The organism is Streptomyces sp. NPDC012508 (assembly GCF_042902595.1).
GTDB lineage: Bacteria > Actinomycetota > Actinomycetes > Streptomycetales > Streptomycetaceae > Streptomyces.
This window is the reverse complement of the sequence record NZ_JBIBEO010000009.1, coordinates 125,238-150,618: the sequence shown is the minus strand read 5'-3', so window position 1 is coordinate 150,618 and position 25,381 is coordinate 125,238. Positions and strand designations below refer to the sequence as shown.

The window sequence follows — 25,381 nt, the reverse complement described above, 5'->3', positions numbered from 1 at the left end:
CGATCGGTCCTGTGTTCACGGCGACTTGGATGCGGCGCCGGTGCACGCGGATGGTGCGGCGAAGTACTCGCGAAAGATTAGTGGGAGACGCCGAGACGCCCGACCGCGGGCGGGCGCGTCCGGATGCGGATAGTGATCATGAATACGGTGAGCCCGATAGTCATGCGCGGGAACGATTCAGCAGGGACCGTGCGAATCGGGACAGAGGCCGACGGTCAAACCCTGGCGTTACGGACATGGGGCGCGGAGCGGCCACCCGCGACCCGGCACGCTGGGTGACGAAGGTCACGCGTGCGGCCGTTCCGCGGATGGCCGGTCCTGTTCCATGGATGGCCGGTCACAGAGGGACGGACAGGTCAGGGGCAGGGCCGGCGGCGCACCGGCACGGGACCACCGCCCGGATCACGGACCGGTGATCAGCGTCCGCAGGAAGGGCACGTCCACGTCCTCCAGGGAGCGGACCACGACCCGGCCGGCCGAGGGCGCGATCGGGGCGACCGAGGGGACGGCCACCACCCGGCAGCCGGCGGCCTCGGCGGCCGCCACGCCCGTCGCGGTGTCCTCGATGACGGCGCACAGCGCCGGATCGGCGCCGACCCCGCTCGCCGCGGCCAGATACGGCTCGGGGTGGGGCTTGGTACGCAGCACCTCGTCGCCGGCCACCGTGAGGGTGAAGCGGTCACGGCCGAGCGAGGCGAGGACCCGGTCGATGATCCGGCGGTGCGAGGCGGAGACCAGTGCGGTCGGGATGTTGTGGTGCGCCAGCTCGGCGAGGAGCCGCTCTGCGCCCGGCATCAGCGGCACGCCCCGGGCGATGCGCTGCTCGAACTTCTCGTTGAGCAGGACCGTGAGCTCGGGGAGCGTGATGTCGGCGCCGGTGGCCTCGATGAGGTAGCCCGCGCTGCGGGTCATGGGGCCGCCCACCACGATGTCGCGCCAGGCCTCGTCCAGCCGGTGTCCGAGGTCGGCGAATGCCTCGACCTCCGCGTCCCACCAGAACCCCTCGGTGTCGACGAGGGTGCCGTCCATGTCGAGGAAGACCGCCTGCAGGGCGGAGCTTCCATTGGCGCGGAACAAGGACGCGGGGACCGTACTGGTCATCCGGCACACCTCCATGGAGGGACGAGAAGGCCGGTCTCCCTCCCCGGTACGGGGTAGGGCGACCGGCCTGCACTGGACCGACCAGTGTACGTCCGGATCACCGAAGGTGCCCTGATTTGCTCCCGGTGCGGGTGTTACCGCGCGTTGAAGTACTTCGCCTCGGGGTGGTGGATCACGATCGCGTCGGTGGACTGCTCGGGGTGGAGCTGGTACTCCTCCGACAGCTGGACGCCGATCCGCTCGGGGCCCAGCAGATCCGCGATCTTCGCCCGGTCCTCCAGGTCGGGGCAGGCCCCGTAACCGAGCGAGAAGCGGGCGCCGCGGTACTTGAGCGCGAACATGTCCTCGACGTCGGCCGGGTCCTCCCCCGCGAAGCCGAGCTCGGCGCGGACGCGGGCGTGCCAGTACTCGGCGAGGGCCTCTGCCAGCTGCACGGAGAGTCCGTGCAGCTCCAGGTAGTCGCGGTAGGAGTCGGACTCGAAGAGCTTGGCGGTGGCCTCGCCGATCTTCGAGCCGACGGTGACGACCTGGAGGCCGACGACATCGGTCTCGCCGGACTCCTCGGGTCGGAAGAAGTCCGCGAGGCACAGGCGGCGGCCGCGGCGCTGGCGCGGGAAGGTGAAGCGGGTCCGCTCGTTGCCTGCCTCGTCGAGGATGATCAGGTCGTCGCCCTTGGAGACACAGGGGAAGTAGCCGTGGACGACGGCCGCCTCCAGGAGGTTCTCCGTGTGCAGCTTGTCCAGCAGGCCGCGCAGCCGGGGCCGGCCCTCGGTCTCGACCAGCTCCTCGTACGTCGGACCGCCCGCACGGGCCTGCTTGAGCCCCCACTGGCCCTTGAACAGGGCGCCCTCGTCCAGCCAGGACGCGTAGTCCTTCAGCGGGATGCCCTTGCTGACGCGGGTGCCCCAGAACGGCGGGGTGGGCACCGGGTTGTCGACGGCGACGTCGGAACGGCCCGCCGGCTCCGACTCCTCCACCGGGAGGGCCGGGGTGTCCCGCTTGGCGACGCGGCGCTGCTTGAGCTCGGGCAGTACGGCCCCGGGGACGCCGCGCTTGACGGCGATGAGCGCGTCCATCAACCGCAGGCCCTCGAAGGCGTCACGGGCGTAGCGGACCTCGCCCTGGTAGATCTCGTGGAGGTCCTGCTCGACGTAGGCGCGCGTCAGGGCGGCGCCACCGAGGATCACGGGGTACTTGGCGGCCAGCTCACGCTGGTTGAGCTCCTCCAGGTTCTCCTTCATGATCACGGTCGACTTCACCAGCAGACCGGACATGCCGATGACGTCGGCGCGGTGCTCCTCCGCGGCCTCCAGGATCGCCGAGACCGGCTGCTTGATGCCGAGGTTGACCACGTTGTAGCCGTTGTTGGACAGGATGATGTCGACGAGGTTCTTGCCGATGTCGTGGACATCGCCGCGGACGGTCGCGAGCACGATGGTGCCCTTGCCGTCGGCGTCCGTCTTCTCCATGTGCGGTTCGAGGTAGGCGACGGCCGTCTTCATGACCTCGGCGGACTGGAGCACGAACGGCAGCTGCATCTGACCGGAGCCGAACAGCTCGCCGACGACCTTCATACCGTCGAGCAGCGTCTCGTTGACGATGTCGAGGGCGGGGCGCTCCTGCAGGGCCTCGGCGAGGTCGGCCTCCAGGCCGTTCTTCTCGCCGTCGATGATGCGGCGCTTGAGGCGCTCCTCCAGCGGCAGGGCGAGGAGCTCCTCGGTCTTGCCGGCCTTCATGGACTTGGTGGTCGCGCCCTCGAAGAGGGCCATCAGCTTCTGCAGCGGGTCGTAGCCCTCGGCACGCCGGTCGTAGATCAGGTCGAGCGCGGTGCTGACCTGCTCCTCGTCGAACCGGGCGATCGGCAGGATCTTCGAGGCGTGCACGATCGCCGAGTCGAGGCCGGCCTTGACGCACTCGTCGAGGAAGACGGAGTTGAGCAGGATGCGGGCGGCCGGGTTGAGACCGAAGGAGATGTTGGAGAGACCCAGCGTGGTCTGGACGTCCGGGTGGCGCCGCTTGAGCTCCCTGATCGCCTCGATGGTGGCGATGCCGTCCTTGCGGGACTCCTCCTGTCCGGTGCAGATGGTGAAGGTGAGGGTGTCGATGAGGATGTCCGACTCATGGATGCCCCAGTTGCCGGTCAGGTCGTCGATGAGCCGCTCGGCGATGGCGACCTTGTTCTCGACGGTGCGGGCCTGGCCCTCCTCGTCGATGGTGAGCGCGATGAGCGCGGCGCCGTGCTCCTGGGCCAGACGGGTGACCTTGGCGAAGCGGGACTCCGGTCCGTCGCCGTCCTCGTAGTTGACGGAGTTGATGACGGCGCGCCCGCCGAGCTTCTCCAGACCGGCCTTGATGACGTCGACCTCGGTGGAGTCGAGGACGATCGGCAGGGTCGAGGCGGTGGCGAAGCGGCCGGCCAGCTCCTCCATGTCGGCGACGCCGTCCCGGCCGACGTAGTCGACGCAGAGGTCGAGCATGTGCGCGCCCTCGCGGATCTGGTCGCGCGCCATCTCGACGCAGTCGTCCCAGCGGGCGTCGAGCATGGCTTCGCGGAACTTCTTGGAGCCGTTGGCGTTGGTGCGCTCGCCGATCGCCATGTAGGAGGTGTCCTGGCGGAACGGGACCGTCTGGTAGAGCGAGGCCGCGCCGGGCTCGGGGCGCGGGTCACGGACGCCGGGGGTGAGGTCACGGACCCGCTCGACGACCTGGCGCAGGTGCTCCGGGGTCGTACCGCAGCAGCCGCCGATCAGGGACAGTCCGTACTCGCGGACGAAGGTCTCCTGGGCGTCGGCGAGCTCGACCGGGGTCAGCGGGTAGTGCGCGCCGTTCTTGCCGAGGACGGGCAGGCCGGCGTTGGGCATGCAGGAGAGCGGGATACGGGAGTGGCGGGCGAGGTAGCGCAGGTGCTCGCTCATCTCGGCCGGGCCGGTGGCGCAGTTCAGGCCGATCATGTCGATGCCGAGAGGCTCGAGCGCGGTCAGCGCGGCGCCGATCTCCGAGCCGAGCAGCATGGTGCCCGTGGTCTCGACCGTGACCGACACGATCAGCGGTACGTCGGCACCGAGCGCGTCCAGGGCGCGGCGGGCGCCGATGACGGACGCCTTGGTCTGCAGCAGGTCCTGGGTGGTCTCCACGAGCAGCGCGTCGGCGCCGCCGGCGAGCATGCCCTCGGCGTTCTGCTGGTAGGCGTCGCGCAGCAGGGTGTACGGGGCGTGGCCCAGGGTCGGCAGCTTGGTACCGGGCCCCATGGAGCCGAGCACCCAGCGCTGCTGTCCGGTGGAGGCGGTGAACTCGTCGGCGACCTCGCGGGCGATACGGGCGCCGGATTCCGACAGCTCGTACACCCGCTCGGGGATGTCGTACTCCCCCAGGGCGGCGAAGTTTGCGCCGAACGTGTTGGTCTCCACGCAGTCGACACCGGCGGCGAAGTACTCCTCGTGCACCGAGCGGACGATGTCGGGCCGGGTCACGTTCAGGATCTCGTTGCAGCCCTCGAGGTTCTGGAAGTCCTCGAGAGTGGGGTCCTGCGCCTGGAGCATGGTGCCCATGGCTCCGTCGGCCACGACCACCCGGTTCGCGAGTGCCTCGCGGAGGGCTGCGGCGCGGGTCCGGCTGTCAGCGGAAGGGGTCGGCGACGAGGCCATGGATGAGCTCCCTGGGATGCGACGGCTGTCGGCTTTGCACGCTCGGTGGAGGGTGCACGGAGCCAGACTAACCGCGTGGATGCCGGGGTGGACATCGCGTTCCAGTGGGCGGACGGCATCCTGTGTCCCGGGGCTCCCGGTCGCGGCCGTTCATGCCCGACACTGTGTAGGTAAAGATCGGTCGGCATCGACCGATAGTGTTCAGCATTGTCGAACAGCATGATCCAAGCGATCCTGTTCCCCGAGGATCCACCGGAGACCGGGGATCGGGACATCAATGGACAGGGAGAAGGGCCGGGCGATGGCGAAGAACATCCAGTCGCTTGAACGGGCGGCGGCGATGCTGCGACTGCTCGCGGGCGGCGAGCGCCGACTCGGTCTCTCCGACATCGCCTCGTCCCTGGGCCTGGCCAAGGGGACGGCTCACGGCATCCTGCGCACGCTGCAGGCCGAGGGCTTCGTGGAGCAGGAGGCGGCCTCGGGCCGCTATCAGCTGGGCGCCGAGCTGCTGCGCCTGGGCAACAGCTATCTGGACGTGCACGAGCTGCGGGCGCGGGCGCTGGTCTGGACGGACGACCTGGCGCGGTCCAGCGGCGAGAGCGTCCACCTCGGCGTACTGCACCAGCAGGGCGTGCTGATCGTGCACCACGTCTTCCGGCCGGACGACAGCCGGCAGGTCCTGGAGGTGGGGGCGATGCAGCCGCTGCACTCCACGGCCCTGGGCAAGGTCCTGTCGGCGTACGACCCGGTGGCGCACAGCGAGGTCCTGGAGGTGCCCCGCGAGGGCTTCACGCCCCGTACGGTCACCGAGCTCACGGAGTTCGAGACGCTGCTCGACATGACCCGGGCCCGGGGCTGGGCCGCGGACGTGGAGGAGACCTGGGAGGGCGTGGCCTCGGTGGCGGCCCCGATCCACGACCGGCGCCGGATGCCGGTGGGCGCGGTGGCGATCACGGGCGCGGTGGAGCGGGTCTGCGACGCCGGCGAGCTGCGCTCCGAGCTCGTCGCGGCGGTACGGGACTGCGCCCGCGCCGTCTCCCGCGACCTGGGCGCGGGGCGCTTCTGACGGCGTCCGCGCCACGCGTCCGATCCCGCGCTCCCACCCCCTCCGAGCAGGCGCGCGCCCGCGCGGGAGGGCATGGTGAACCCGTCGGTAACGATCCCGTTATCGGCGGGTTTTTCGTTACCGCAACCCTTGACGCGCTGTTAACCGGAGGGCAAAACTTCCGTTCATCGGTCGGCATTGCCGAACACCTACCGGCAATACGCGCTAGAGTGTGGCAGTGCCAAGGGCCGGCAACGCCCTCATCAGAGGGCGCGGACCACCGGAGGGACCCGGGGTTCGCCTTCCCCTGGACGAAGGACAAAGGAGTCGCGGGTGTCCAGCTCCGACATCTTCATCGGCGAGATCATTGGTACCGCCGTACTCATTCTGCTCGGCGGCGGTGTCGTCGCCGCCGTGGTACTCAAGCGCTCGAAGGCTCAGAACGCCGGGTGGCTCGCCATCACCTTCGGGTGGGGCTTCGCGGTCATGACCGCCGTGTACATGACGGGTACCCTCTCGGGCGCCCACCTGAACCCCGCCGTCACGGTCGGCATCGCCCTCAAGGACGGCGACTGGAGCAACGTTCCGGTCTACTTCGCGGGTCAGATGCTCGGCGCCATGCTCGGCGCGGCCCTGGTGTGGGTCGCGTACTACGGACAGTTCCACGCGCACCTCACGGACCAGGAGATCATCTCCTCGCCGCACGAGGAGGGCATGGTCGACCAGAAGTCCGCCCCGAAGGCCGGCCCGGTGCTCGGCGTCTTCTCCACCGGACCCGAGATCCGGAACGTCTGGCAGAACCTGGCCACCGAGATCATCGGCACCGTCGTGCTGGTCCTCGCGGTGCTGACGCAGGGCCTCAACGACAGCGGCAAGGGCCTCGGCGTCATCGGCGCCCTGATCACCGCGTTCGTCGTGGTCTCCATCGGCCTCTCGCTCGGCGGCCCGACCGGCTACGCCATCAACCCGGCCCGTGACCTCGGCCCGCGCATCGTGCACGCCCTGCTGCCTCTGCCGAACAAGGGTGGCTCCGACTGGGGGTACGCCTGGATCCCGGTCGTCGGCCCCCTGGTGGGCGGCGCCATCGCCGCGGGTATCTACAACATCGCGTTCGCCTGAGCCGTCCTTCCACCCAGACTTCCTTGGAGCACACCGTGACCGACGCACACACCGCCGGCTCTTCCTCCCACGGCAGCGGCCCGTTCATCGCCGCCATCGACCAGGGCACCACCTCCTCCCGCTGCATCGTCTTCGACAAGGACGGCCGGATCGTCTCGGTCGACCAGAAGGAGCACGAGCAGATCTTCCCGAAGCCGGGCTGGGTCGAGCACGACGCCGCCGAGATCTGGGCCAACGTCCAGGAAGTCGTGGCGGGTGCCATCGACAAGGCGGGCATCACCTCCGCCGACGTCAAGGCCATCGGCATCACCAACCAGCGCGAGACCACGCTGCTCTGGGACAAGCACACCGGTGAGCCCGTCCACAACGCCCTCGTCTGGCAGGACACCCGCACCGACACCCTCTGCAAGGAGCTCGGCCGCAACGTCGGCCAGGACCGCTTCCGCCGCGAGACCGGTCTGCCCCTCGCCTCGTACTTCTCCGGCCCCAAGGTCCGCTGGCTGCTCGACAACGTCGAGGGCCTGCGCGAGCGCGCCGAGCGCGGCGACATCCTCTTCGGCACCATGGACTCCTGGGTCATCTGGAACCTCACGGGCGGTGTCGACGGCGGTCACCACGTCACCGACGTCACCAACGCCTCGCGCACCATGCTGATGAACCTCCACACCATGGGCTGGGACGACAAGATCCTGCAGTCCATGGAGGTCCCGGCCGCCGTGCTGCCGGAGATCCGTTCCTCCGCCGAGGTGTACGGCACCGTCAAGGGCGGCGTCCTGGACGGCGTCCCGGTCGCCTCCGCGCTGGGCGACCAGCAGGCCGCCCTGTTCGGCCAGACGTGTTTCGCCGAGGGCGAGGCCAAGTCCACGTACGGCACCGGCACCTTCATGCTGATGAACACCGGTGACAAGATCATCAACTCCTACAGCGGCCTGCTGACCACCGTCGGCTACCAGATCGGCGACGAGAAGCCGGTCTACGCCCTGGAGGGCTCGATCGCCGTCACCGGTTCGCTGGTGCAGTGGATGCGCGACCAGATGGGCCTGATCAAGTCCGCCGCGGAGATCGAGACCCTCGCGTCCTCGGTCGAGGACAACGGCGGCGCCTACTTCGTGCCGGCCTTCTCCGGCCTCTTCGCCCCGTACTGGCGCTCCGACGCCCGCGGTGTGATCGCCGGCCTCACCCGGTACGTCACCAAGGCGCACATCGCGCGCGCCGTCCTGGAGGCCACCGCCTGGCAGACCCGCGAGATCACCGACGCCATGACGAAGGACTCCGGCGTCGAGCTGACCGCGCTCAAGGTCGACGGCGGCATGACCTCCAACAACCTGCTGATGCAGACCCTCTCGGACTTCCTCGACGCGCCGGTCGTGCGCCCGATGGTCGCCGAGACCACCTGCCTCGGTGCCGCCTACGCCGCCGGCCTGGCCGTCGGCTTCTGGCCGGACACCGACGCCCTGCGCGCCAACTGGCGCCGCGCGGCGGAATGGACCCCTCGCATGGACGCCGACAAGCGTGACCGCGAGTACAAGAGCTGGCTGAAGGCCGTTGAACGCTCCATGGGCTGGCTCGAAGACGGATCTGACGAGGAGTAATTCGACATGACCACCCTGCAGAGCGTCCCCGCCCTGGGGACGCGACCGGCCGCCGGTTCCCTGCCGAGCCGCGCCGAGACTCGGGAGCAGCTCTCCAAGGCGACGTACGACCTCCTGGTGATCGGCGGCGGCATCCTGGGCATCTCCACCGCCTGGCACGCCGCGCAGTCGGGCCTGCGGGTGGCCCTGGTGGACGCCGGCGACTTCGCCGGCGCCACCTCCTCCGCCTCCTCCAAGCTTCTCCACGGCGGTCTGCGCTACCTGCAGACCGGCGCGGTGAAGCTGGTGGCGGAGAACCACTTCGAGCGGCGTGCGGTCTCCCGTCAGGTGGCACCGCACCTCGCCAACCCCCTGACCTTCTATCTGCCCGTCTACAAGGGCGGGCCGCACGGCGCCGCCAAGCTCGGCGCCGGTGTCTTCGCGTACTCCGCGCTCTCCGCGTTCGGTGACGGCGTCGGCCACCTGCTCAGCCCGGCGAAGGCCGCGCAGGACGTGCCGGAGCTGCGTACGGACAACCTGAAGGCCGTGGCCGTGTACGGCGACGACCAGATGAACGACGCCCGCATGGCGCTGATGACGGTCCGCGCCGCCGTCGACGCCGGCGCCGTCGTCCTCAACCACGCCGAGGTCACCGGGCTGCGCTTCACCCGGGGCCGGGTCACGGGCGCGGAGCTGAAGGACCGTACGAGCGGCGACGAGTTCGGCGTCACCGCCCGTCTGGTGCTGAACGCGACCGGACCGTGGGTCGACCACCTGCGGAAGATGGAGGACCCGAACGCGGCCCCCTCCATCCGCCTCTCCAAGGGCGCGCACCTGGTCCTGAAGCGGACCTCGCCGTGGAAGGCCGCGCTGGCGACCCCGATCGACAAGTACCGCATCACCTTCGCCCTCCCCTGGGAGGACATGCTGCTGCTCGGCACGACCGACGAGGAGTACGAGGGCGACCCCGGCAAGGTCGAGGTGACCGAGAAGGACACCGCGCAGATCCTGGACGAGGCCGCGTTCTCCATACGTGACCAGCAGCTGTCGCGCGATCTGATCACCTACGCCTTCGCGGGTCTGCGGGTGCTGCCGGGCGGTCCCGGCGACACCTCCAAGGCCAAGCGCGAGACGGTCGTCACCGAGGGCCGCGGCGGCATGCTGTCGGTGGCCGGCGGCAAGTGGACGACCTTCCGCCACATCGGCCGTACGGTGATGAAGAAGCTGGAGTCCCTGCCGGGCCACCCGCTGGGCGAGGACTACGAGTCCGTCTCGACGCTGCCGAAGCGGCTCCCGCTCCCCGGTATCGCCAACCCGAACGCGGTCGCGCACCGGCTGCTCGTCGACGGTCCGGCCCCCGGTCCGCGGATGGCCGCCGACACCGCCAAGCACCTGGCGACGCACTACGGTTCGCTCTCCTTCGACATCGCGCGGATGGCTAACGAGAACCCCGAGCTCGCACAGCGCATCCACCCGGACGCGCCGGAGATCTGGGCGCAGGTCGCCTACGCCCGTGACCACGAGTGGGCCGAGACGGCGGACGACGTGCTGCGCCGCCGTACGACGCTGACGATCCGCGGTCTGGCGACGGACGAGATCCGCGGCAAGGTCGAGGACATGCTCGGCGAGTAGCGCCTTGTAAGGGGCGGTCTCCAAGGGAGGCCGCCCCTTACGCGTTCGTGTGCCGAGGCCGGTTCCTGGGTAGTCGATCAAGGCCGCGAAGGCTCACGGTGGTGCACGAGGGCTGCGGACGGACCGTCGGAAAGCCGTAAGGTTGGTCCGTACGACAGGAACTTCGAAAAGGAGGCACTGGGTGATCGAGCTCGAGGGGGTTCCCGAGCTGATCGACCCGGTCATGGTGGCCGCGTTCGAGGGCTGGAACGACGCCGGCGACGCAGCCTCCACCGCGGTCGCCCATCTGGACCGGGAGTGGAAGGGCGAGGTGTTCGCGGCGCTCGACGCCGAGGACTACTACGACTTCCAGGTCAACCGGCCCACGGTGTGGCTGGACAACGGTGTCCGGAAGATCACCTGGCCGACGACGAGGCTCTCCGTGGTCCGGGTCGGCGGGGACAAGCCGCGCGACCTGGTGCTGGTGCGCGGGATCGAGCCGTCGATGCGCTGGCGCTCGTTCTGCAACGAGATCCTGGGCTTCGCCCATGAGCTGGGCGTGGAGATGGTGGTGATCCTGGGCGCGCTGCTCGGCGACACCCCGCACACCCGGCCCGTCCCGGTCAGCGGGGTCACCTCCGACCCGGATCTGGCGCGGACGATGGATCTGGAGGAGACCCGCTACGAAGGGCCCACGGGCATCGTCGGCATCCTCCAGGAGGCCTGCACGCACGCGGGGGTGCCCGCGGTCAGCCTGTGGGCCGCCGTGCCGCACTACGTGTCGCAGCCGCCCAACCCCAAGGCGACCCTGGCGCTGCTCAACCGCCTCGAGGATCTGATCGACATGCGCATCCCGCTGGGCGAACTCCCCGAGGACGCCCGGGCCTGGCAGCTGGGCGTGGACCAACTCGCCTCCGAGGACAGCGAGGTGGCGGAGTACGTCCAGACGCTGGAGGAGGCGCGGGACACGGCGGAGCTGCCGGAGGCCTCCGGCGAGGCCATCGCCCGGGAGTTCGAGCGGTATCTGCGGCGGCGCGACGGCGGTCCCGGGCAGGGGCCGGGGCCCGGCCCCGGTCTCGCGACGGACGGCGGCGACACGTCGTATCTGCGGGACCCCGGCAGCGGCCGGACGCGGCCGCCGAAGCCGGAGCGTCCCGGACCCGAGTCGGCGGCGGAGTCGGCGCCGGAGCCGCCCCAGGAGGACGAGGGCTCCGAGGACGGCGACGGCGACGAGTGAGCCGTACGGAGACGTGAGCCGTACGGGAAGAGACGTGAGCTGAAGGGGCCGCACCGGTATCGGTGCGGCCCCTTCCGTCGCTCAGGCGCAGTCGAAGCGGGCGGCCGCCCAGTCTCCGTGGTCACCGCTCTTGGAGCCGTTGGTGTCGGTGATCCGGAGGCGGACATGGCGGGCGCCGGTGACGTCGACGTCGACCGGGACGGTCGCCGAGGCGCCGGTCACCTCGGGTGAGGTCCACAGCACCCTGCCGTCGGCCTCGACCGAGAACGCGACCTCCCCGTAGCCGTTGATCTCGTCGTCGATGCCGACGTCGGCGGTGAAGGCGGTGCAGCGGCCGCCGAGGTAGACCTCGATGTCGGAGTCGGCGTGGGCGCCGATGCCCTTCTCGTACGTCTTTCCGGCCAGCGTCAGCGGGCGGCCGTCGCTCGCGCCCGACTCGCCGTTGGAGCGGTCGCGTTCGGGCGGGCCCCAGCCGTTGGTCGCCTTCAGCCACGTCAGATCGCTCGCCCAGGCGTCGGCGCTCGGCGGCTCGGGCATCACCCCGACGGCGAACCGCTGGACGGCCGTGCGGTCCTGGCCCGCCGCGCGGTGGCGTACGGTCGCGCCGAGCGTGACCTCCCCGGGCTTCGCGTCCTTCGCCGGGGTGACCGCGACCTCGACCCGCCGCGTGGTGCCGGCCGGGATACGGGCGACCGGTGCGGCCGGAGTGACCTGCCAGCCGGCCGGGGCCGAGAGCGACACCTCGACACCGGTGGCGTCCTTCGTGCCCGCGGTGACGTCGACGGCGACGGTGCCGGGCACGCCCGCGCCGAGCTCCTGACCGGCCGGGACGGCGGCCGTCACGGCAGCGCCCGGCACGGCACCGCCGACCGCGCTGGTGTCCTCCAGTTCGAGGGTGAAGGCCCGGTCGGTGCGCTGGGAGGCGGTCTTGACCTTCACCACTCCCCCGCGGTCGTCGCGGTCGTACCACCAGCCCTGGCGGGCGGCCTCGTAGGCGGCCTCGGAGGTGAGGCGGGGCAGCTCGCGCCCGCCGAGTTCGACCTCGCTCGGCGCGTCACCGGTGTGGACGGTGAACTGGTAGGGCCGGGAAGGGGACTTGCCCGCGAAGGAGCCCTTGCTCGCGCCGATCCGTACCGTCACGTCACCCGCGCCGCGCTGGGGCGCGCGGACCTCGGCGGTCTGGGTGGCGTACTGGCCGGTGCGGTGGGCGCGGGTGACGCCGTCGTCCTCGTACAGCTCGAACGAGGAGTCGCCCTGCGGGTAGATGTCCCAGGCCAGCGGGGAGTCCGGGGTGCGGTCGGTGTACGAGCGGATGCCGCCGGGCCACATCGGGACGGTGGCGCCGGCCCGGACGAACAGGGGCAGGGTGTCGAGCGGGGCACTGTAGTCGTCGACGGTGATCGGGCCCTGGTAGGTGCGGCCGCTCCAGTAGTCGATCCAGGTGCCCTTGGGGAGGTAGATGCCGTCGCGCTCGACGGCGTCCTGGTAGACGGGGGCGACGAGGAAGTCCTCGCCGCTCAGGAACTCGTACTTCGCCGCGTCGGAGGCGGCCTTGGGGTCGTCCGGGTACTCCAGGACGAGCGGGCGGGCGAGGCCGACGCCGGTCTTGGTGGCCTGGTGGGCGTGCGAGTAGATGTAGGGCAGGAGCGCCTCGTGGAGCTTCAGGTAGTCGCGGTTGACGGAGGTGTACGGCTCGCCGTAGCGGAAGGGCTGCTTGTCGTTGGCGGCCCAGCCGTCCATCGTCATGGTGACGGGCAGGAACATCTTCCACTGGAGGTCACGGGTGTACGTCTTGGCGCTGCCGCCGAAGATGCCGTCGACGTCGCCGGTGGTGTACGCGAGCCCGGACATGGAAGCGCCCGCGTAGGTGGGGATCTGCCAGCGGATGTACTCCCAGGTGCCGGACTGGTCGCCGGACCACTGGACGCCGCAGGCCTGCGCACCGGACCAGCTCTCGGGGGCCCAGGTGAAGCCACGGGCGTCGCTGTGGGCCTCGATGCCGGCGTAGGCGTCCTTGCAGCCGTCGAGCGCGAACTTGTAGCCCTCGCCGACCCAGGCGACGTCGAGCTTGGCGACCCGCTGGCCGGCCTTGACCTGCTCCTCCAGCTTGTCGATGCCGTCCTCGGTCCACAGGCCGAGTTCCATGCCGCGCTGCTTCAGGCCGGTCGCGGTCTCGGCGAGGTTCTCGTAGCCGCAGCCGTAGCCGTCGTTGACGAGCATCCAGCCGTTGGGCATGTCGTGCTCGACGTAGCCGTCGGCGACCTTCAGGGCGTCGAGGGTGTGGCGCTCGCCGCGGTTGGCGTTGTGGAGGTAGCAGTCGGCGTCGCCGATCTCCAGTCCGTAGACGGGCGGCAGGAACGGTTTCCCGGTGAGGTTCGCGTACTGGCCGATGACGTCCTTGAGCGCGTCGGACCCGGACCCGGCGAAGTAGTAGGCGTCGAAGCGCTGTTCGCGGGCGCTGGTGGTGACGGGCTCGCCGAAGACGTAGGTGTTCGGCGCGTAGGTGTTGCGGTAGACGCCGTAGCCGGCCGAGGAGAGGTAGAACGGCACGGAGTTGGGGTGCCCCCCGTCGTTCCAGTTGTAGTCGACGCCGACCTCGACGGTCTTGCCGCGGTGCGAGGTGTTGCCGCGTCCGTTCTGCATGCCGGCGCCGTAGAACTGCTCCTCGGCGCCGCGGGCCAGGGTCTGGGTGGTGCGTTCCGGGCTCCAGGTGAGGCCCTGGGTCTCGGACCAGAGCGGGGTGCCGTCGGCGCGGACGGCGGCGAAGCGGAGGGGCGCCTTGTATGCGCGCAGGGTCACCTTCGACGTGGTGAGCTCGTAGCGGTCGCCACGGTCGTACCAGCGGGTCCTGGGCGGGGAGCCCTGGGGACGGACGATGTCCTGCCCGGTGGGGTCGGTGAACGTTCCGTCGGGGGCCAGTTCGATGCGGAAGGTCTCGTCGGTGACGAAGCTGACGCGGGCCTTGGCCGGGCCGGCGGTCAGCCGGTAGACGGCGCCGTCGGCCTCGAAGCCGGTGAGGTCGCCGACGGTGGTGGGTGAGGGCTCGGCGGACTGGGCGCTTCCGGGTCCCGCGAACACCGCGAGAAGCCCGAGCACAGCGCCGGCGAATGCAGCCTTCATGCGCAATGTTGATTGCATGGACGGTATTTAGCGCAGAAACGAGCATGGAGGCCAGGACAAAACGGAACCGCCCTCGGACTTCACGAAGAAGTCCGAGGGCGGTCGGCCGAAAGCGAGTGATGCGGAGGCCTGGCTACAGGGCCACACCGAGGAGCGCGTCGACGGCACGGGAGGCGAGGCCGGGCGCGGACTCGTCCGTACCGCCCTCGGCGTTCTGCCGCTCGGCCCACCGGTCGACCGCGGCGAGCGCGGTCGGGGTGTCCAGGTCGTCGGCGAGCGCCTCGCGGATCTCCTCGACCAGCGCGTCGGCGGACGGCCCGTCGGGGCGGGAGACGGCCGCGCGCCAGCGGTCCAGACGCGCCACGGCGTCCTGGAGGACCTGGTCGGTCCACTCCCAGTCGGCGCGGTAGTGGTGCGAGAGGAGCGAGAGGCGGATGGCGGCCGGGTCGACGCCCTGGCGGCGCAGCGCGGAGACGAAGACCAGGTTCCCCTTCGACTTGGACATCTTCTCGCCGTGCAGGGCGACCATGCCGGCGTGCACGTACGCCGTGGCCATGGGGAACTCGCCGGTCAGCGCCTGGGCGTGGGAGGCGCCCATCTCGTGGTGCGGGAAGATCAGGTCGGAGCCGCCGCCCTGGACGTCGAAGCCCATGCCGAGGTGGTCGAGGGCGATGGCGACACACTCGATGTGCCAGCCGGGGCGGCCGGGGCCGAGGCTGCCACCGTCCCAGCTCGGCTCGCCCTCGCGGGCGGCCATCCAGAGCATCGGGTCGAGCGGGTTCTTCTTACCCGCGCGGTCCGGGTCGCCGCCGCGCTCGGCGGAGAGATGACGCATCAGCTCGGTGTCGTAGTTCGACACCTGGCCGAAGTGCGGGTCCGCCTCGACGGAGAAATAGATGTCGCCTTCGAGCTCGTAGGCGGCGCCGGAGTCACGCAGCCGCTCGACGAGCGGCACGATGCCCGGTATGGCCTCGACCGCGCCGATGTAGTGCTGTGGCGGCAGCATCCGCAGGGCGGTCATGTCCTCGCGGAAGAGGGCCGTCTCACGCTCGGCGAGCCCGACCCAGTCGACGCCGTCCCGGATCGCCCGCTCCAGGAGGGGGTCGTCGACGTCGGTCACGTTCTGGACGTAGTGGACCTGCCGCTTGGTGTCGAGCCACACGCGCTGAACGAGGTCGAACGCGTTGTAGGTCGCCGCGTGACCCATGTGGGTCGCGTCGTACGGCGTGATGCCGCAGACGTAGATACGGGCGACGGGGCCGGGGGCGAGGGTCACTCGTCCGCCGGTCGCGGTGTCGTGGATCCGGAGGTCGCGGCCCTTGCCGGGAAGGGCGGGGACCTCAGAAGCGGGCCAGGCATGCATGACCTGAGCGTAACCGGACACCTGTTCCGGATACGAACCGGATCCGGGATCTTGGCCGACAAGGCGCTCTTGCAGCTCGCGGCCGTTCATGCATACCCCCTGGGGGTCCGCACCCCCGAATCCTGGTTGGCCGGATCCGATCGGTCAGACGGGGGGCCAGGGGATCGCCGGCCACTGCCCGGAGGGCTCCGGGTGGCGACCGGTGGTACGCAGCGTGGTGACCCGGCGGCGCAGGGCGTCGACCTCGGCCGCCGTGAGCAGTTCGGCCAGTCGGGTGGCGAGCGGCGCCCCGGGGGCCAGGGACCCGTCGAGCCGAGCCAGGACGGCGGCGGCCTCGGCGGGCAGCTCCTCGCCCGCCCAGCCCCACAGCAGGGTGCGCAGCTTGTCGTCCACGTGGAAGGTCACTCCGTGGTCGATGCCGTAGAGGCGGCCGTCCGGCGCGGGCAGCAGGTGCCCGCCCTTGCGGTCGCCGTTGTTGATGACGGCGTCCAGGACGGCGAGCCGGCGCAGCTCGGGGCTGTCGGCGTGGACGAGGAGCGCGGTGCGGTCCTCGCCCACCTGGGCGGGCCCGACGGCCTTCCAGCCTTCGCCGGCCTCATCGTCCTCGGTGAGGGCGAGCAGGCTCGCCCCGGGGTCCGCCTCGATCCACAGCTGGACCATGCCCTCGCCGTACGGACCGTCCCGGAGCACCGTGGGCGGTACGAGCCCCCAGCCGGTGGCCTCGGAGAGCTCGTAGGCGGCGACCTCGCGCTGGGCGAGGGTGCCGTCGGGGAAGTCCCAGAGCGGCTGCTCCCCCGCGACGGGCTTGTAGACGCAGTCGGCGTCGACGCCGTCGTGGGTGACGGAGCAGACGAGCACGGCGTTGGACGCCTCGCGGACCTGGCCGCGCACGGTCAGCTCGCCCTTGGTGAGCAGGTCGACGACCGCCCGGTTGTCGGGACCGCTCATGCTCCGCGCCGGTATCCGTTCTGGCGCGGGCACACATGCCCCTCGGGGTCGAGCGGCAGGCTGCACAGCGGGCACGGCGGGCGGCCGGCGTTGACCACGTCGAGGGCGCGCTTGGCGAAGGCCCGGGCCTGCGCGCCGGTGAGCCGGACGCGCAGCATCGGCGGCCCGTTCTCCTCGTCCTGGAGCAGCCGTTCCTCGGCGGCCGCCAGGTCCTCCTCGGACTCGGCGTCGAGTTCGACGAGGGCCTGCGCCTCGACGATCATGCGCTGCTCCTCGCCGTCCCAGGCGAGCGCCATGGTGCCGACCCGGAACTCCTCCTCGACGGGGACGTCGAGGGGGGCGGTGTCGGCGATGTCGGCCGGGGCCATGGCCGGGACGGGAGCGTTGCCGCCGGTGCGGCGCACGACCTCGTCGAGGAGTTCGTCGATGCGTTCGGCGAGCGCGGCGACCTGGGTCTTCTCCAGGGCCACGCTGGTGACCCGGCCGGCCGCGGACGCCTGCAGGAAGAACGTACGGCGGCCAGGCAGCCCGACCGTACCGGCCACGAAACGCTCCGGTGGGTCGTAGAGGAACACCTGACGGGACACGTCCCTGACTCCCTTGCGTCTCGGCGGTGATGAAGGCCCGCGCTACGGCGGCCCGTCCACCCTACTGCGCGGATGGATCACGGTGCGCCCGCGCCGCCCCCGACCTCGGCGGCCCCGCCCTGGTCGCCGCTCTCCCGGGGGGCGAGGCCGGCGAAGTCGCCGGTGTCGCCGAGCCGTACGAGGAAGGGGCGCAGCCGCGTGTAACGGATGACGGTGACGGAGCAGGGGTCGACGTGGATGCGCTGGAAGAGGTCGAGGTGGAGCCCGAGGGCGTCGGCGACGATCGACTTGATGATGTCGCCGTGCGAGCACATCGCGTAGACGGCGTCCTCGCCGTGCTCGGCCTCCACGCGCGCGTTCCAGTCCCGTACCGCGTCGACGGCCCGCGCCTGCATGGCGCGCATCGACTCGCCGCCGGGGAAGGCCGCGGCGGACGCGTGGGCCTGGACGACCTCCATGAGGGGCTCGTCGGCCAGTTCGGCGAGCTTGCGGCCGGACCAGTCCCCGTAGTCGCACTCGCTGATCCGCTCCTCGGTGTGCAGCGACAGCCCGGGCCGTGCGTCGAGGAGCGGCCGCAGGGTCTCGCGGCAGCGCTGCAGGGGGCTGGTGACGACGGCGGCGAGCGGCACCCCGGCCAGTCGGCCGGGCAGCGCGGCGGCCTGCGCCGTCCCGCGCTCGTCGAGGGCGACCCCGGGCATCCGCCCGGCGAGGACACCCGAGGTGTTGGCGGTGGAGCGTCCGTGCCGGACGAGAATCAGCGTGGCCATGGCGGCAAGAGTAGGCGGCCGCACACGCGGGCGGGGCGTCCGCGGGTGTGGAAAGGCGCGCAGCGGGGAGAATACGGCGCGTGATCGTGGACTCTGCCATCTACCGGGACGGGCGCCGCACCGCCGGGCCCGCGGACCTGTCCGATGCCCTGGCGGAGGCGCGGGCGACCGGGGACGCGTTTCTCTGGGTCGGTCTCTACGAGCCCACGGAGGCGGAGTTCGACCACGTCTCGGACGAGTTCGCGCTGCATCCGCTGGCCGTCGAGGACGCGCTGAAGGCCCATCAGCGGCCCAAGCTGGAGATCTACGACGACTCCCTGCTCGTGGTCCTCAAACCCGTGGTGTACGAGCCGAAGAGCGACCGGGTCTCCACGGACGAGCTCATGCTGTTCGTGGGCGATTCGTTCGTGGTGACGGTCCGGCACGGGGAAGGGGCGCCGCTGGCGGCGGTGCGCCGCCGTCTGGAGGCCGAGCCCGAGGTTCTGAAGCACGGCCCGACGGCCGTGCTGTACGCCGTCAGCGACGCGGTCGTGGACCACTACATCGACGTGGCCGGTGAGCTGCAGATCGACCTGGAGGAGCTGGAGGCGGACGTGTTCGCGCCGGTGGGCCGCCATGGGGCGAACACGGCGGCGCGGATCTACACGGCCAAGCGGCAGGTGCTGGAGTTCCGGCGGGCCAGCGTTCCGCTCTCGGGACCGATGACCCGGCTGGCGGCCGGCGAAGTGCCGTTCGTGCACGAGCACGCGCGGCCGTTCTTCCGGGACGTCGCCGACCATCTGATCCGCGCCAACGAGCAGGTGGAGGGCCTGGACCGGCTGCTCTCGGACGTGCTGTCGGCGCATCTGGCGCAGATGGGGGTGCGGCAGAACGACGACGTACGGAAGATCTCGGCGTGGGCAGCCATGGCCGCGGTCCCCACGATGGTGGCGGGGATCTACGGCATGAACTTCGAGCACATGCCGGAACTCTCGTGGACGTGGGCGTATCCGGCCGTGATCCTGCTGATGGCCGGCATCGAGGTCGGTCTGTACCGGCTGTTCAAGCGCCGCGGCTGGATGTAGCCGCGGCGCCGCGGGCCCGGTGGCCCGAGCGACGGTGCCGCCGGTGGTTCAGAACGCGGGGGCGGGCGTCATGGGGCCGCCCAGCGCGTCGCGCCGCTCGGGCATCGCCAGGCCGACCATCTTGTGCCAGCCGGCGGCCCGTTCCCACGCGTACATGGCGTGGATCCCGCCGGCCAGGGCGGCCGACTTGGCCTTGGGCCAGCCGAGGATGCGTCCCATGTGGCTCATCACGGCGAGGCTGACGTCGCGGTAGACCTGGATCTCGGAGAGCGCGGACTCGCGCAGGGTGCGCTGGATGAGCCGGCCGTGTCCGGCGTACGCGAGGCCGAGGAGTTCCTCGTGGCAGTACGCCAGGTGGTTCGCCTCGTCGTTGTCGATCATGTGGATGGCCTTGCCCAGCTCGGGGTGGTCCCCGAAGTAGGTGACCAGCATGTCCATCTGGTCCGCGGCGCGTTGCTCGGTGACCCGGCTGTGCGAGAGGTAGACGATGATGTCCCCCTCGCTCAGCGGCTCGTCCCGGCGGAGCTTGTCGTGGGCGAGCCCGATCCCGCGCTTCTCGAGGAGCATCGTGTAGTCGGTGTCGGGCGGCACCGGCACGGGATCGAGTCCGCGCTTCTTCAGGAGCGCGTTGAAGATCCGGCCGTGCTTGTCCTCGTCGGCACCGTGCCGGGTGATCTTGGGCGCGAGATCCCGCATCGACGGCGGGACGAGGGCCGCGATCCGGGCGTTCTCCCAGCCGCCCTGGGCCTCGCCGCTGGCGGCGATGGAACAGAAGAGCTGGAAGGACTCGTCGTTGTCGATGATTTCCTGGAACAGGCCCTTGGCCGTGAGCATGGCTCCACCTCCGTGCGGGCGTCCGCACGCCGTACGTCCGCAGAGAACGAGTCAAATGCGGTACGGGCCTCCCAGCAACAGGAGCGGCGGGCCGTTCGGCTGAAAGATGGAGCGTTCCGCTCGTAACCGCGCGCCGTGTGACGCGTTGAGCAGCATGACGGCCGTGGCGGGGAAGACCCCCGAGCCCCCACCACGGCCGCAGACTTTCAGGATCCGGAAGACGCGGCCTAGGCCAGGCCCGCCCGCTCCAGGGCCTCGGTGCCCGCCCGCAGCGCCGCCACCCGCTCGTCGAGGGTGAAGCCGGCGGGGGCGATGGTCAGGGTCGTGACACCGGCCTCGGCGTAGGCCTTCATCCGGTCGGCGATCCGCTCGACGGAGCCGAGCAGCGTGGTCTGGTCGATCAGCTGCCGCGGTACGGCGGCGGCGGCGCCGGCCTTGTCCCCGGACAGGTACTTGTCCTGGATCTCGGCAGCCTGCTTCTCGTAGCCCATGCGCTGGGCGAGCTGGTTGTAGAAGTTCTGCTTGCGGCTGCCCATGCCGCCGACGTACAGCGCGGTGTACGGGCGGAAGATGTCGGCGAGGGCGTCGATGTCGTCGCCGAGGGCGAGGGGCAGGGTGGGGTGGACGTCGAACCCCTCCATGGTCAGCCCGGCCTTCTCGCGGCCCGCGCGGAGCGGGCGGAGCGCGGTCTCCTCCAGGTGCTCGGCGGAGGGGAAGATCAGCAGCGCGCCGTCGGCGATCTCGCCGGTCTGCTCCAGGTTCTTCGGGCCGATCGCCGCGATGTAGAGCGGGATGTGCTCGCGCTCCGGGTGGACGGTGAGCTTGATGGGCTTGCCCGGGCCGTCCGGCAGGGGGAGCGTCCAGTGCTCGCCCTCGTACGTGAGCCGCTCGCGGGACATGGCCCTGCGGACGATCTCGACGTACTCACGGGTGCGGGCGAGGGGCTTGTCGAACTTGACGCCGTACCAGCCCTCGGAGACCTGCGGGCCCGAGACGCCGAGGCCGAGGCGGAAGCGGCCGCCGGAGAGCGAGTCGAGGGTGGCGGCGGTCATCGCCGTCATCGCGGGCTGACGGGCCGGGATCTGCATGATCGCGGAGCCGATGTCGATCCGCTCGGTCTTGGCGGCCACCCAGGAGAGCACGGTGGGCGCGTCGGAGCCGTAGGCCTCGGCGGCCCAGCAGACGTCGTATCCGAGGCGGTCCGCCTCCTGGGCGACGGCGAGGTTGTCGCCGTCCATTCCGGCGCCCCAGTAGCCGAGGTTGATGCCGAGCCTCATGACCACACCCTCTTTACCGATCAGTAACGTCCCTTGCGCCGGACTCTAGCGCGAGGGGGAGGGATCCGTCAGGGGGAGGTTGTCCACAGGCTCTCTCCGCGTGGGGTCTTGGCCAGTAATCTCGCGTCCCATGGAGCAGAGGCATCTCGGACGTACGGGCCTGCGCGTGTCCCGGCTCGGACTCGGCACCCTCACCTGGGGCCGCGACACCGACGAGCACGACGCCGCCGACCAGTTGAAGGCGTTCTGGGACGCGGGCGGCACACTCGTCGACACCGCGGACGTGTACGGCGGGGGCGAGGCCGAGTACATGCTCGGCCAGCTCATGGAACGGCTGGTGCCGCGGCGGGATCTGGTCATCTCCACGAAGGCGGGCAGCGTGCCCGACCCCGACCGGCGGATGGACGGCTCCCGCGGCCATCTGCTGGCGGCGCTCGACGCCTCCCTGGCGCGGCTGGGCACGGACCACGTGGATCTGTGGCAGCTGCACGCCTTCGATCCGTACACCCCGCTGGAGGAGTCCCTCCAGGCGCTGGACATCGCCGTGAGCAGCGGCCGCGCGCGGTACGTGGGGGTGTCGAACTTCTGCGGGTGGCAGCTGGCGAAGGCGGGGACCTGGCAGCTCGGGGCCACGGGAGCGGGGCGGACCCGTCTGGCGGCGACGCAGATGGAGTACTCGCTGTTGCAGCGGGGTGTCGAGCGGGAGGTGCTGCCCGCGGCCCTGGACCTGGGGATGGGTCTGCTGCCGTCCTCCCCGCTGGGGCGCGGGGTGCTGACGGGCAAGTACCGGGACGGCACGCCCAGCGACTCCCGGGGCGGCTCGGAGACCATGGCGCCCTTCGTGGAGCCGTATCTGGACGAGGCGGCGAGCCGGATCGTGGACGCGGTCACCACGGCGGCGGACGGCCTGGCGACGACGACGCTCCAGGTGGCGCTCGCCTGGGTCCGCGACCGGCCCGGGGTGAGCGCCCCGATCATCGGCGCGCGCAACGCGCAGCAGCTCACGGCCGCGTTGTCAGTGGAGACCCTTAGTCTTCCTGACGAGATCTGCCGGGCTCTCGACGATGTGTCGGCGCCCGTGCACCGCTATCCGGATCAGGACTGGAGCACCTTGTGACCGAGCCTTCGCGGGAGACCCCTCCCGAGGCCCCCGAGCCCGTGCCGGGCGAGGCCGACGAGGCCGCGACCGAGCGCACCCCGGAGGGCGTGGCGGAGCGCCCCGGGGAGGCCCCGGAGGCGGGCGGCGAGGCGGGTGAGGCCGGCGGCACGAGCCCTGTGACCGACGCGGGTCCTGCCGACGGGACGAGTGCTGCCGACGAATCCGAGCCGAAGGCCGACGGGGAGACGAAGGCCGCAGAGGTTTCCGAGGCGCAGGCCGAGCTGGCCGCGCAGCGGGAGTTGCGGGCCCGGATCGAGCAGCGCAAGGCCGAGAAGGAGGCGCCGGTCGACGCGGGCGGGAAGCTCAGCGGCACGGCGGCCGATCTGCTCGCGGCGGTACGGGCGGTGGAGAGCGGTACGAAGCCGGGCACCGCGTTCTTCGAGGCGCCCGAGCCCGCGCCCCGACCTCTCGCGCCCACGCCGACGCCGACGCCCGCACCCGCACCGGCCGCCGCGGCGCGCCCGGTGGCCCGGGAGCAGACGGCGGCACCCGAGACGCTCGAGGCCGTGCGGGAGGTCCTCGCCCGCGGTGGGGCACCGGAGTCGCTGACCGGCCAGGTCGCCGCCGCCCTGGGCGAGGGCGCCGCCGAGGCGCTGCGCGAGGACCCCTGGCTCCTCCTCTCGGTGCCCGGGGTGCAGCCCGAGCACGCCGACGGCTTCGCGCGGGCCCTGCTGGGCGCGGAGTGCGGCCCCGACGACCCCCGTCGGGCGGTCGCCCTGGTGGCCTGGCTGCTCGAGCGGGCCGCGCTCAAGGGGCACACGGCCCTGGAGGACAGCGCCGTCCGGGCCGGGCTCGCCAAGCTGTCCGTGCCCGACCCGGACGAGGCCCTCCGTCAGGCGGTCTCCGAGGGCGCGGTGCTGGTGTTCCAGGACGAGGAGCCCGCGCCGGAGGAGGCCGAGGGCGAGGACGAGGCCGACGAGATTGCCGCCGAGGCCGGCGCGGAGCCCGAGGCCGCCGAGGTGCCGGTCCTGCTGGGGCTCGACCGGTACGCCCTCGCCGAGGAGAGCCTGGCCGACGGCCTGGCCCGGCTGGTCAAGACGGTGTCCGCGGAGGTCTGGGAGGGGCCCGAGCTGGTCCGCGCCGTCGGCGCGCACGGCCTGGTCCTGCACACCGGCGGCGAGGCGGCCCGCAGCGAGCCGGTCGCGCTGGCCGAAGCCGCCCGTGAGCGGGGCCTGCGGGTCGCCGTGGCCGTGCACAGTGAGAACGGGGTCCGCCGGCTCGGTGCGGAGGCGCTGACGGTCGCCGCGCTGCTGTCCGGCGCCGCCGGGCCCGGCCGGGACACGGAGGGCGCCTTCGCCCTGGACCTGCTGATCGTCCTGGACGCCCCGCAGCTGGACGTCGAGAGCGCCGCGATGCTCGTGGAGTCCCTGCCCGACGGCTGCCGTCTGGTGCTCGGCGGCGACCCCGGCGTCCTCGGCTCCGCGGGCGCGGGCCGGGTGTTCGGCGATGTCCTCGCGGCCCGGGTGTGCCCGCAGATCGCCTCCCGGGTCCCCGACCCCGGCCCGATCGGCGAGCTGGTCTCGGGCATCGGCATCGGCGAGCTGAACCAGGTGGAGGCACCCGGCAAGGAGGTCGTGATCGTCCCGGTCCGGGACGCGGGCGAGGCCGTCCACCGGACGGTCCAGCTCGTCGCCGACTCGATTCCCCGCGCGATCGGTGTGCCCACCGAGCAGACCCAGGTGATCACGGTCGGCCATGGCGGCTCGGCGGGCACCCGCGCGCTGAACGCGGCGCTCAAGCAGCGGCTGAACCCCGGCCCCGGCCGCTTCGGCGGCTTCGACCCGGGCGACCGGGTGGCGTACGTGCCGGCCCCCGGGCGGACGGTGACCGGGACGGTCGTCTCGGCCGACGCCGAGGGCCTGCGCCTGGAGTCCGAGGGCGAGAAGCTCGTCGTACCGAAGGAACGGGTGGAGTCCGCAGTGCGGCACGGCTGGGCGCTCTCGGCGCACCAGGCGGCCGGGATGCGCTGGCCGGCGGCGGTCGTGGTGCTGCCGGGCGACGCGGCCCAGGGGCTGAGCCGGGCCTGGGTGTACACGGCCTTCGGCCGTGGTGAGCGCCATCTGTCGGTCGTCCACGGCGTGGACCAGGCGCTGCCCCGCGCGGTCTCCGAGGGGATGCCCCAGGACCGTACGACCCGGCTGGGGCCGCTTCTGGAGGCCCTTCTGGCGGCCGCGGAGGACTGAGCGGCCCCCACAGGGGCCGGGTACGGCGGAGGGCGGAGCACCGAGTGGCGCCCCGCCCTCCGCCGTACCGGCTCTTCGCCGTACGGGTCAGGCGTCCTGCTCCTCCAGGTCGTCGTCCAGCTCGTCGTCGAAGACCGCGCTGACGTCGAAGCGGCAGACGATCCGCTCCGGATCGGCCTGCTCGAAGGGGGCGCTCAGCCACTCCCCCGGCTCCGGCAGCTCCTCCGCGGCCGAGACCCAGAGCGTGGAGTCGCCCTCCTCCAGGCCGAACTCCTTGTGCCGTGAGGCGATTTCGTCCGGTTCGTACTCGCCGAAGAGCACGCCGAGCGCCGCGTGCGTACTGACACCGACGGCGGGAACCCCGTCCGGACCCTCCTCGTCGCTCTCCAGATCGGCGATGCGCTGGGCCTGGGCGAGCAGCCGCTTGGGCTCCGCCACGGCGTAGTCGCGGCGGATCAGCACGCTGAGGGCGTGCGGCTCCTCGGGCCCGGCGTAGGGCGGCAGCGAGTCGTCGGCGGCCGGAATCTCGAAGGGGGTGACCTCGTCGTACCGGTCGTAGAGCCGCTCGTCGTAGGCCTCGGCCGCCGCGGCGAGGGCGTTGAAGGCTTCGTAGACGGCCGGGTCGTCGTCCCCCGAACGACGTTCGACCGCCTCCAGGTGACGGTCCAGTGCGGCTTTGACCGCCTCGGCGGCGGCACGTACCTCGGCAGCGGTGGGCTGCGCAGCATCAGACATGGGACGCACGCTATCC

Annotated in this window: 18 protein-coding genes; 8 read left to right on the top strand and 10 right to left on the bottom strand. The window is 71.5% G+C overall.

Annotation, left to right across the window (positions count from 1 at the left end; genetic code table 11):
- Nucleotides 1-402: 402 nt before the first annotated feature.
- Both ACFY8U_RS28665 and metH read right to left on the bottom strand, forming a co-directional pair.
- Nucleotides 403-1,101 (bottom strand): HAD family hydrolase, encoded by a 699-nt coding sequence (locus ACFY8U_RS28665; RefSeq protein WP_389575234.1) that lies wholly within the window; start codon nucleotides 1,099-1,101, stop codon nucleotides 403-405.
- Between the two features lie 134 nt (nucleotides 1,102-1,235).
- Entirely contained in the window at nucleotides 1,236-4,745 is a 3,510-nt protein-coding gene (metH, locus tag ACFY8U_RS28660) for a methionine synthase (RefSeq protein ID WP_389575233.1), read from the bottom strand.
- A 301-nt stretch (nucleotides 4,746-5,046) separates the two neighbouring features.
- Here metH and ACFY8U_RS28655 point away from each other — a divergent pair, with 301 nt between their 5' ends.
- The 5 genes from ACFY8U_RS28655 to ACFY8U_RS28635 all read left to right on the top strand — a co-directional run bounded on the left by ACFY8U_RS28655 (nucleotide 5,047) and on the right by ACFY8U_RS28635 (nucleotide 11,328).
- A complete protein-coding gene (locus ACFY8U_RS28655) occupies nucleotides 5,047-5,811 on the top strand; it encodes an IclR family transcriptional regulator (RefSeq protein WP_389575412.1) in 765 nt (254 codons plus the stop codon).
- Nucleotides 5,812-6,123: 312 nt separating this feature from the next.
- Entirely contained in the window at nucleotides 6,124-6,909 is a 786-nt protein-coding gene (locus ACFY8U_RS28650) for an MIP/aquaporin family protein (RefSeq protein ID WP_389575232.1), read from the top strand.
- Between the two features lie 35 nt (nucleotides 6,910-6,944).
- Nucleotides 6,945-8,501, top strand: coding sequence for a glycerol kinase GlpK (gene glpK, locus ACFY8U_RS28645; protein WP_389575231.1), 1,557 nt, complete (start codon nucleotides 6,945-6,947; stop codon nucleotides 8,499-8,501).
- Between the two features lie 6 nt (nucleotides 8,502-8,507).
- Nucleotides 8,508-10,112, top strand: a complete 1,605-nt coding sequence (locus tag ACFY8U_RS28640; protein ID WP_389575230.1) for an FAD-dependent oxidoreductase — start codon at nucleotides 8,508-8,510, stop codon at nucleotides 10,110-10,112.
- 181 nt (nucleotides 10,113-10,293) lie between these two features.
- Nucleotides 10,294-11,328, top strand: coding sequence for a PAC2 family protein (locus ACFY8U_RS28635; RefSeq protein WP_389575229.1), 1,035 nt, complete (start codon nucleotides 10,294-10,296; stop codon nucleotides 11,326-11,328).
- An 81-nt stretch (nucleotides 11,329-11,409) separates the two neighbouring features.
- On the opposite strand, the gene ACFY8U_RS28630 is transcribed toward ACFY8U_RS28635, so the two are convergent.
- The 5 genes from ACFY8U_RS28630 to ACFY8U_RS28610 all read right to left on the bottom strand — a co-directional run bounded on the left by ACFY8U_RS28630 (nucleotide 11,410) and on the right by ACFY8U_RS28610 (nucleotide 18,113).
- Nucleotides 11,410-14,448, bottom strand: a complete 3,039-nt coding sequence (locus ACFY8U_RS28630) for an NPCBM/NEW2 domain-containing protein (RefSeq protein WP_389575228.1) — start codon at nucleotides 14,446-14,448, stop codon at nucleotides 11,410-11,412.
- 133 nt (nucleotides 14,449-14,581) lie between these two features.
- Nucleotides 14,582-15,811 (bottom strand): cysteine--1-D-myo-inosityl 2-amino-2-deoxy-alpha-D-glucopyranoside ligase, encoded by a 1,230-nt coding sequence (mshC, locus tag ACFY8U_RS28625; protein WP_389575227.1) that lies wholly within the window; start codon nucleotides 15,809-15,811, stop codon nucleotides 14,582-14,584.
- 144 nt (nucleotides 15,812-15,955) lie between these two features.
- Nucleotides 15,956-16,792, bottom strand: a complete 837-nt coding sequence (locus ACFY8U_RS28620; RefSeq protein ID WP_389575226.1) for an SCO1664 family protein — start codon at nucleotides 16,790-16,792, stop codon at nucleotides 15,956-15,958.
- On the bottom strand, nucleotides 16,756-17,346 hold the full coding sequence (locus ACFY8U_RS28615; protein ID WP_361601523.1) for a DUF3090 domain-containing protein: 591 nt from the start codon (nucleotides 17,344-17,346) through the stop codon (nucleotides 16,756-16,758). Before ACFY8U_RS28615 ends, ACFY8U_RS28620 begins: the two co-directional genes overlap by 37 nt.
- A gap of 77 nt (nucleotides 17,347-17,423) precedes the next feature.
- Nucleotides 17,424-18,113, bottom strand: coding sequence for a histidine phosphatase family protein (locus tag ACFY8U_RS28610; RefSeq protein WP_361760631.1), 690 nt, complete (start codon nucleotides 18,111-18,113; stop codon nucleotides 17,424-17,426).
- Nucleotides 18,114-18,184: 71 nt separating this feature from the next.
- On the opposite strand from ACFY8U_RS28610, the gene corA reads away from it, so the two are divergent.
- On the top strand, nucleotides 18,185-19,177 hold the full coding sequence (gene corA / locus ACFY8U_RS28605; RefSeq protein WP_389575411.1) for a magnesium/cobalt transporter CorA: 993 nt from the start codon (nucleotides 18,185-18,187) through the stop codon (nucleotides 19,175-19,177).
- 48 nt (nucleotides 19,178-19,225) lie between these two features.
- Here corA and ACFY8U_RS28600 read toward each other — a convergent pair whose 3' ends face one another.
- Together ACFY8U_RS28600 and ACFY8U_RS28595 are read right to left on the bottom strand one after the other, a co-directional pair.
- Nucleotides 19,226-20,011, bottom strand: coding sequence for a ferritin-like domain-containing protein (locus ACFY8U_RS28600; RefSeq protein ID WP_389575225.1), 786 nt, complete (start codon nucleotides 20,009-20,011; stop codon nucleotides 19,226-19,228).
- 227 nt (nucleotides 20,012-20,238) lie between these two features.
- Nucleotides 20,239-21,288, bottom strand: a complete 1,050-nt coding sequence (locus ACFY8U_RS28595; protein WP_361439054.1) for an LLM class F420-dependent oxidoreductase — start codon at nucleotides 21,286-21,288, stop codon at nucleotides 20,239-20,241.
- A 130-nt stretch (nucleotides 21,289-21,418) separates the two neighbouring features.
- Between ACFY8U_RS28595 and ACFY8U_RS28590 the strand changes: the two genes are divergently transcribed.
- Nucleotides 21,419-22,405, top strand: a complete 987-nt coding sequence (locus tag ACFY8U_RS28590; protein WP_389575224.1) for an aldo/keto reductase — start codon at nucleotides 21,419-21,421, stop codon at nucleotides 22,403-22,405.
- Complete coding sequence (locus ACFY8U_RS28585) at nucleotides 22,402-24,630, top strand: helix-hairpin-helix domain-containing protein (RefSeq protein WP_389575223.1); 2,229 nt, start codon at nucleotides 22,402-22,404, stop codon at nucleotides 24,628-24,630. The genes ACFY8U_RS28590 and ACFY8U_RS28585 overlap by 4 nt, the downstream gene beginning before the upstream one ends.
- Nucleotides 24,631-24,717: 87 nt before the next feature.
- Here ACFY8U_RS28585 and ACFY8U_RS28580 read toward each other — a convergent pair whose 3' ends face one another.
- The gene (locus ACFY8U_RS28580; RefSeq protein WP_389575222.1) at nucleotides 24,718-25,365 is read right to left on the bottom strand and encodes a hypothetical protein; all 648 of its coding nucleotides are present in this window, start codon (nucleotides 25,363-25,365) and stop codon (nucleotides 24,718-24,720) included.
- Between the last annotated feature and the right edge of the window lie 16 nt (nucleotides 25,366-25,381).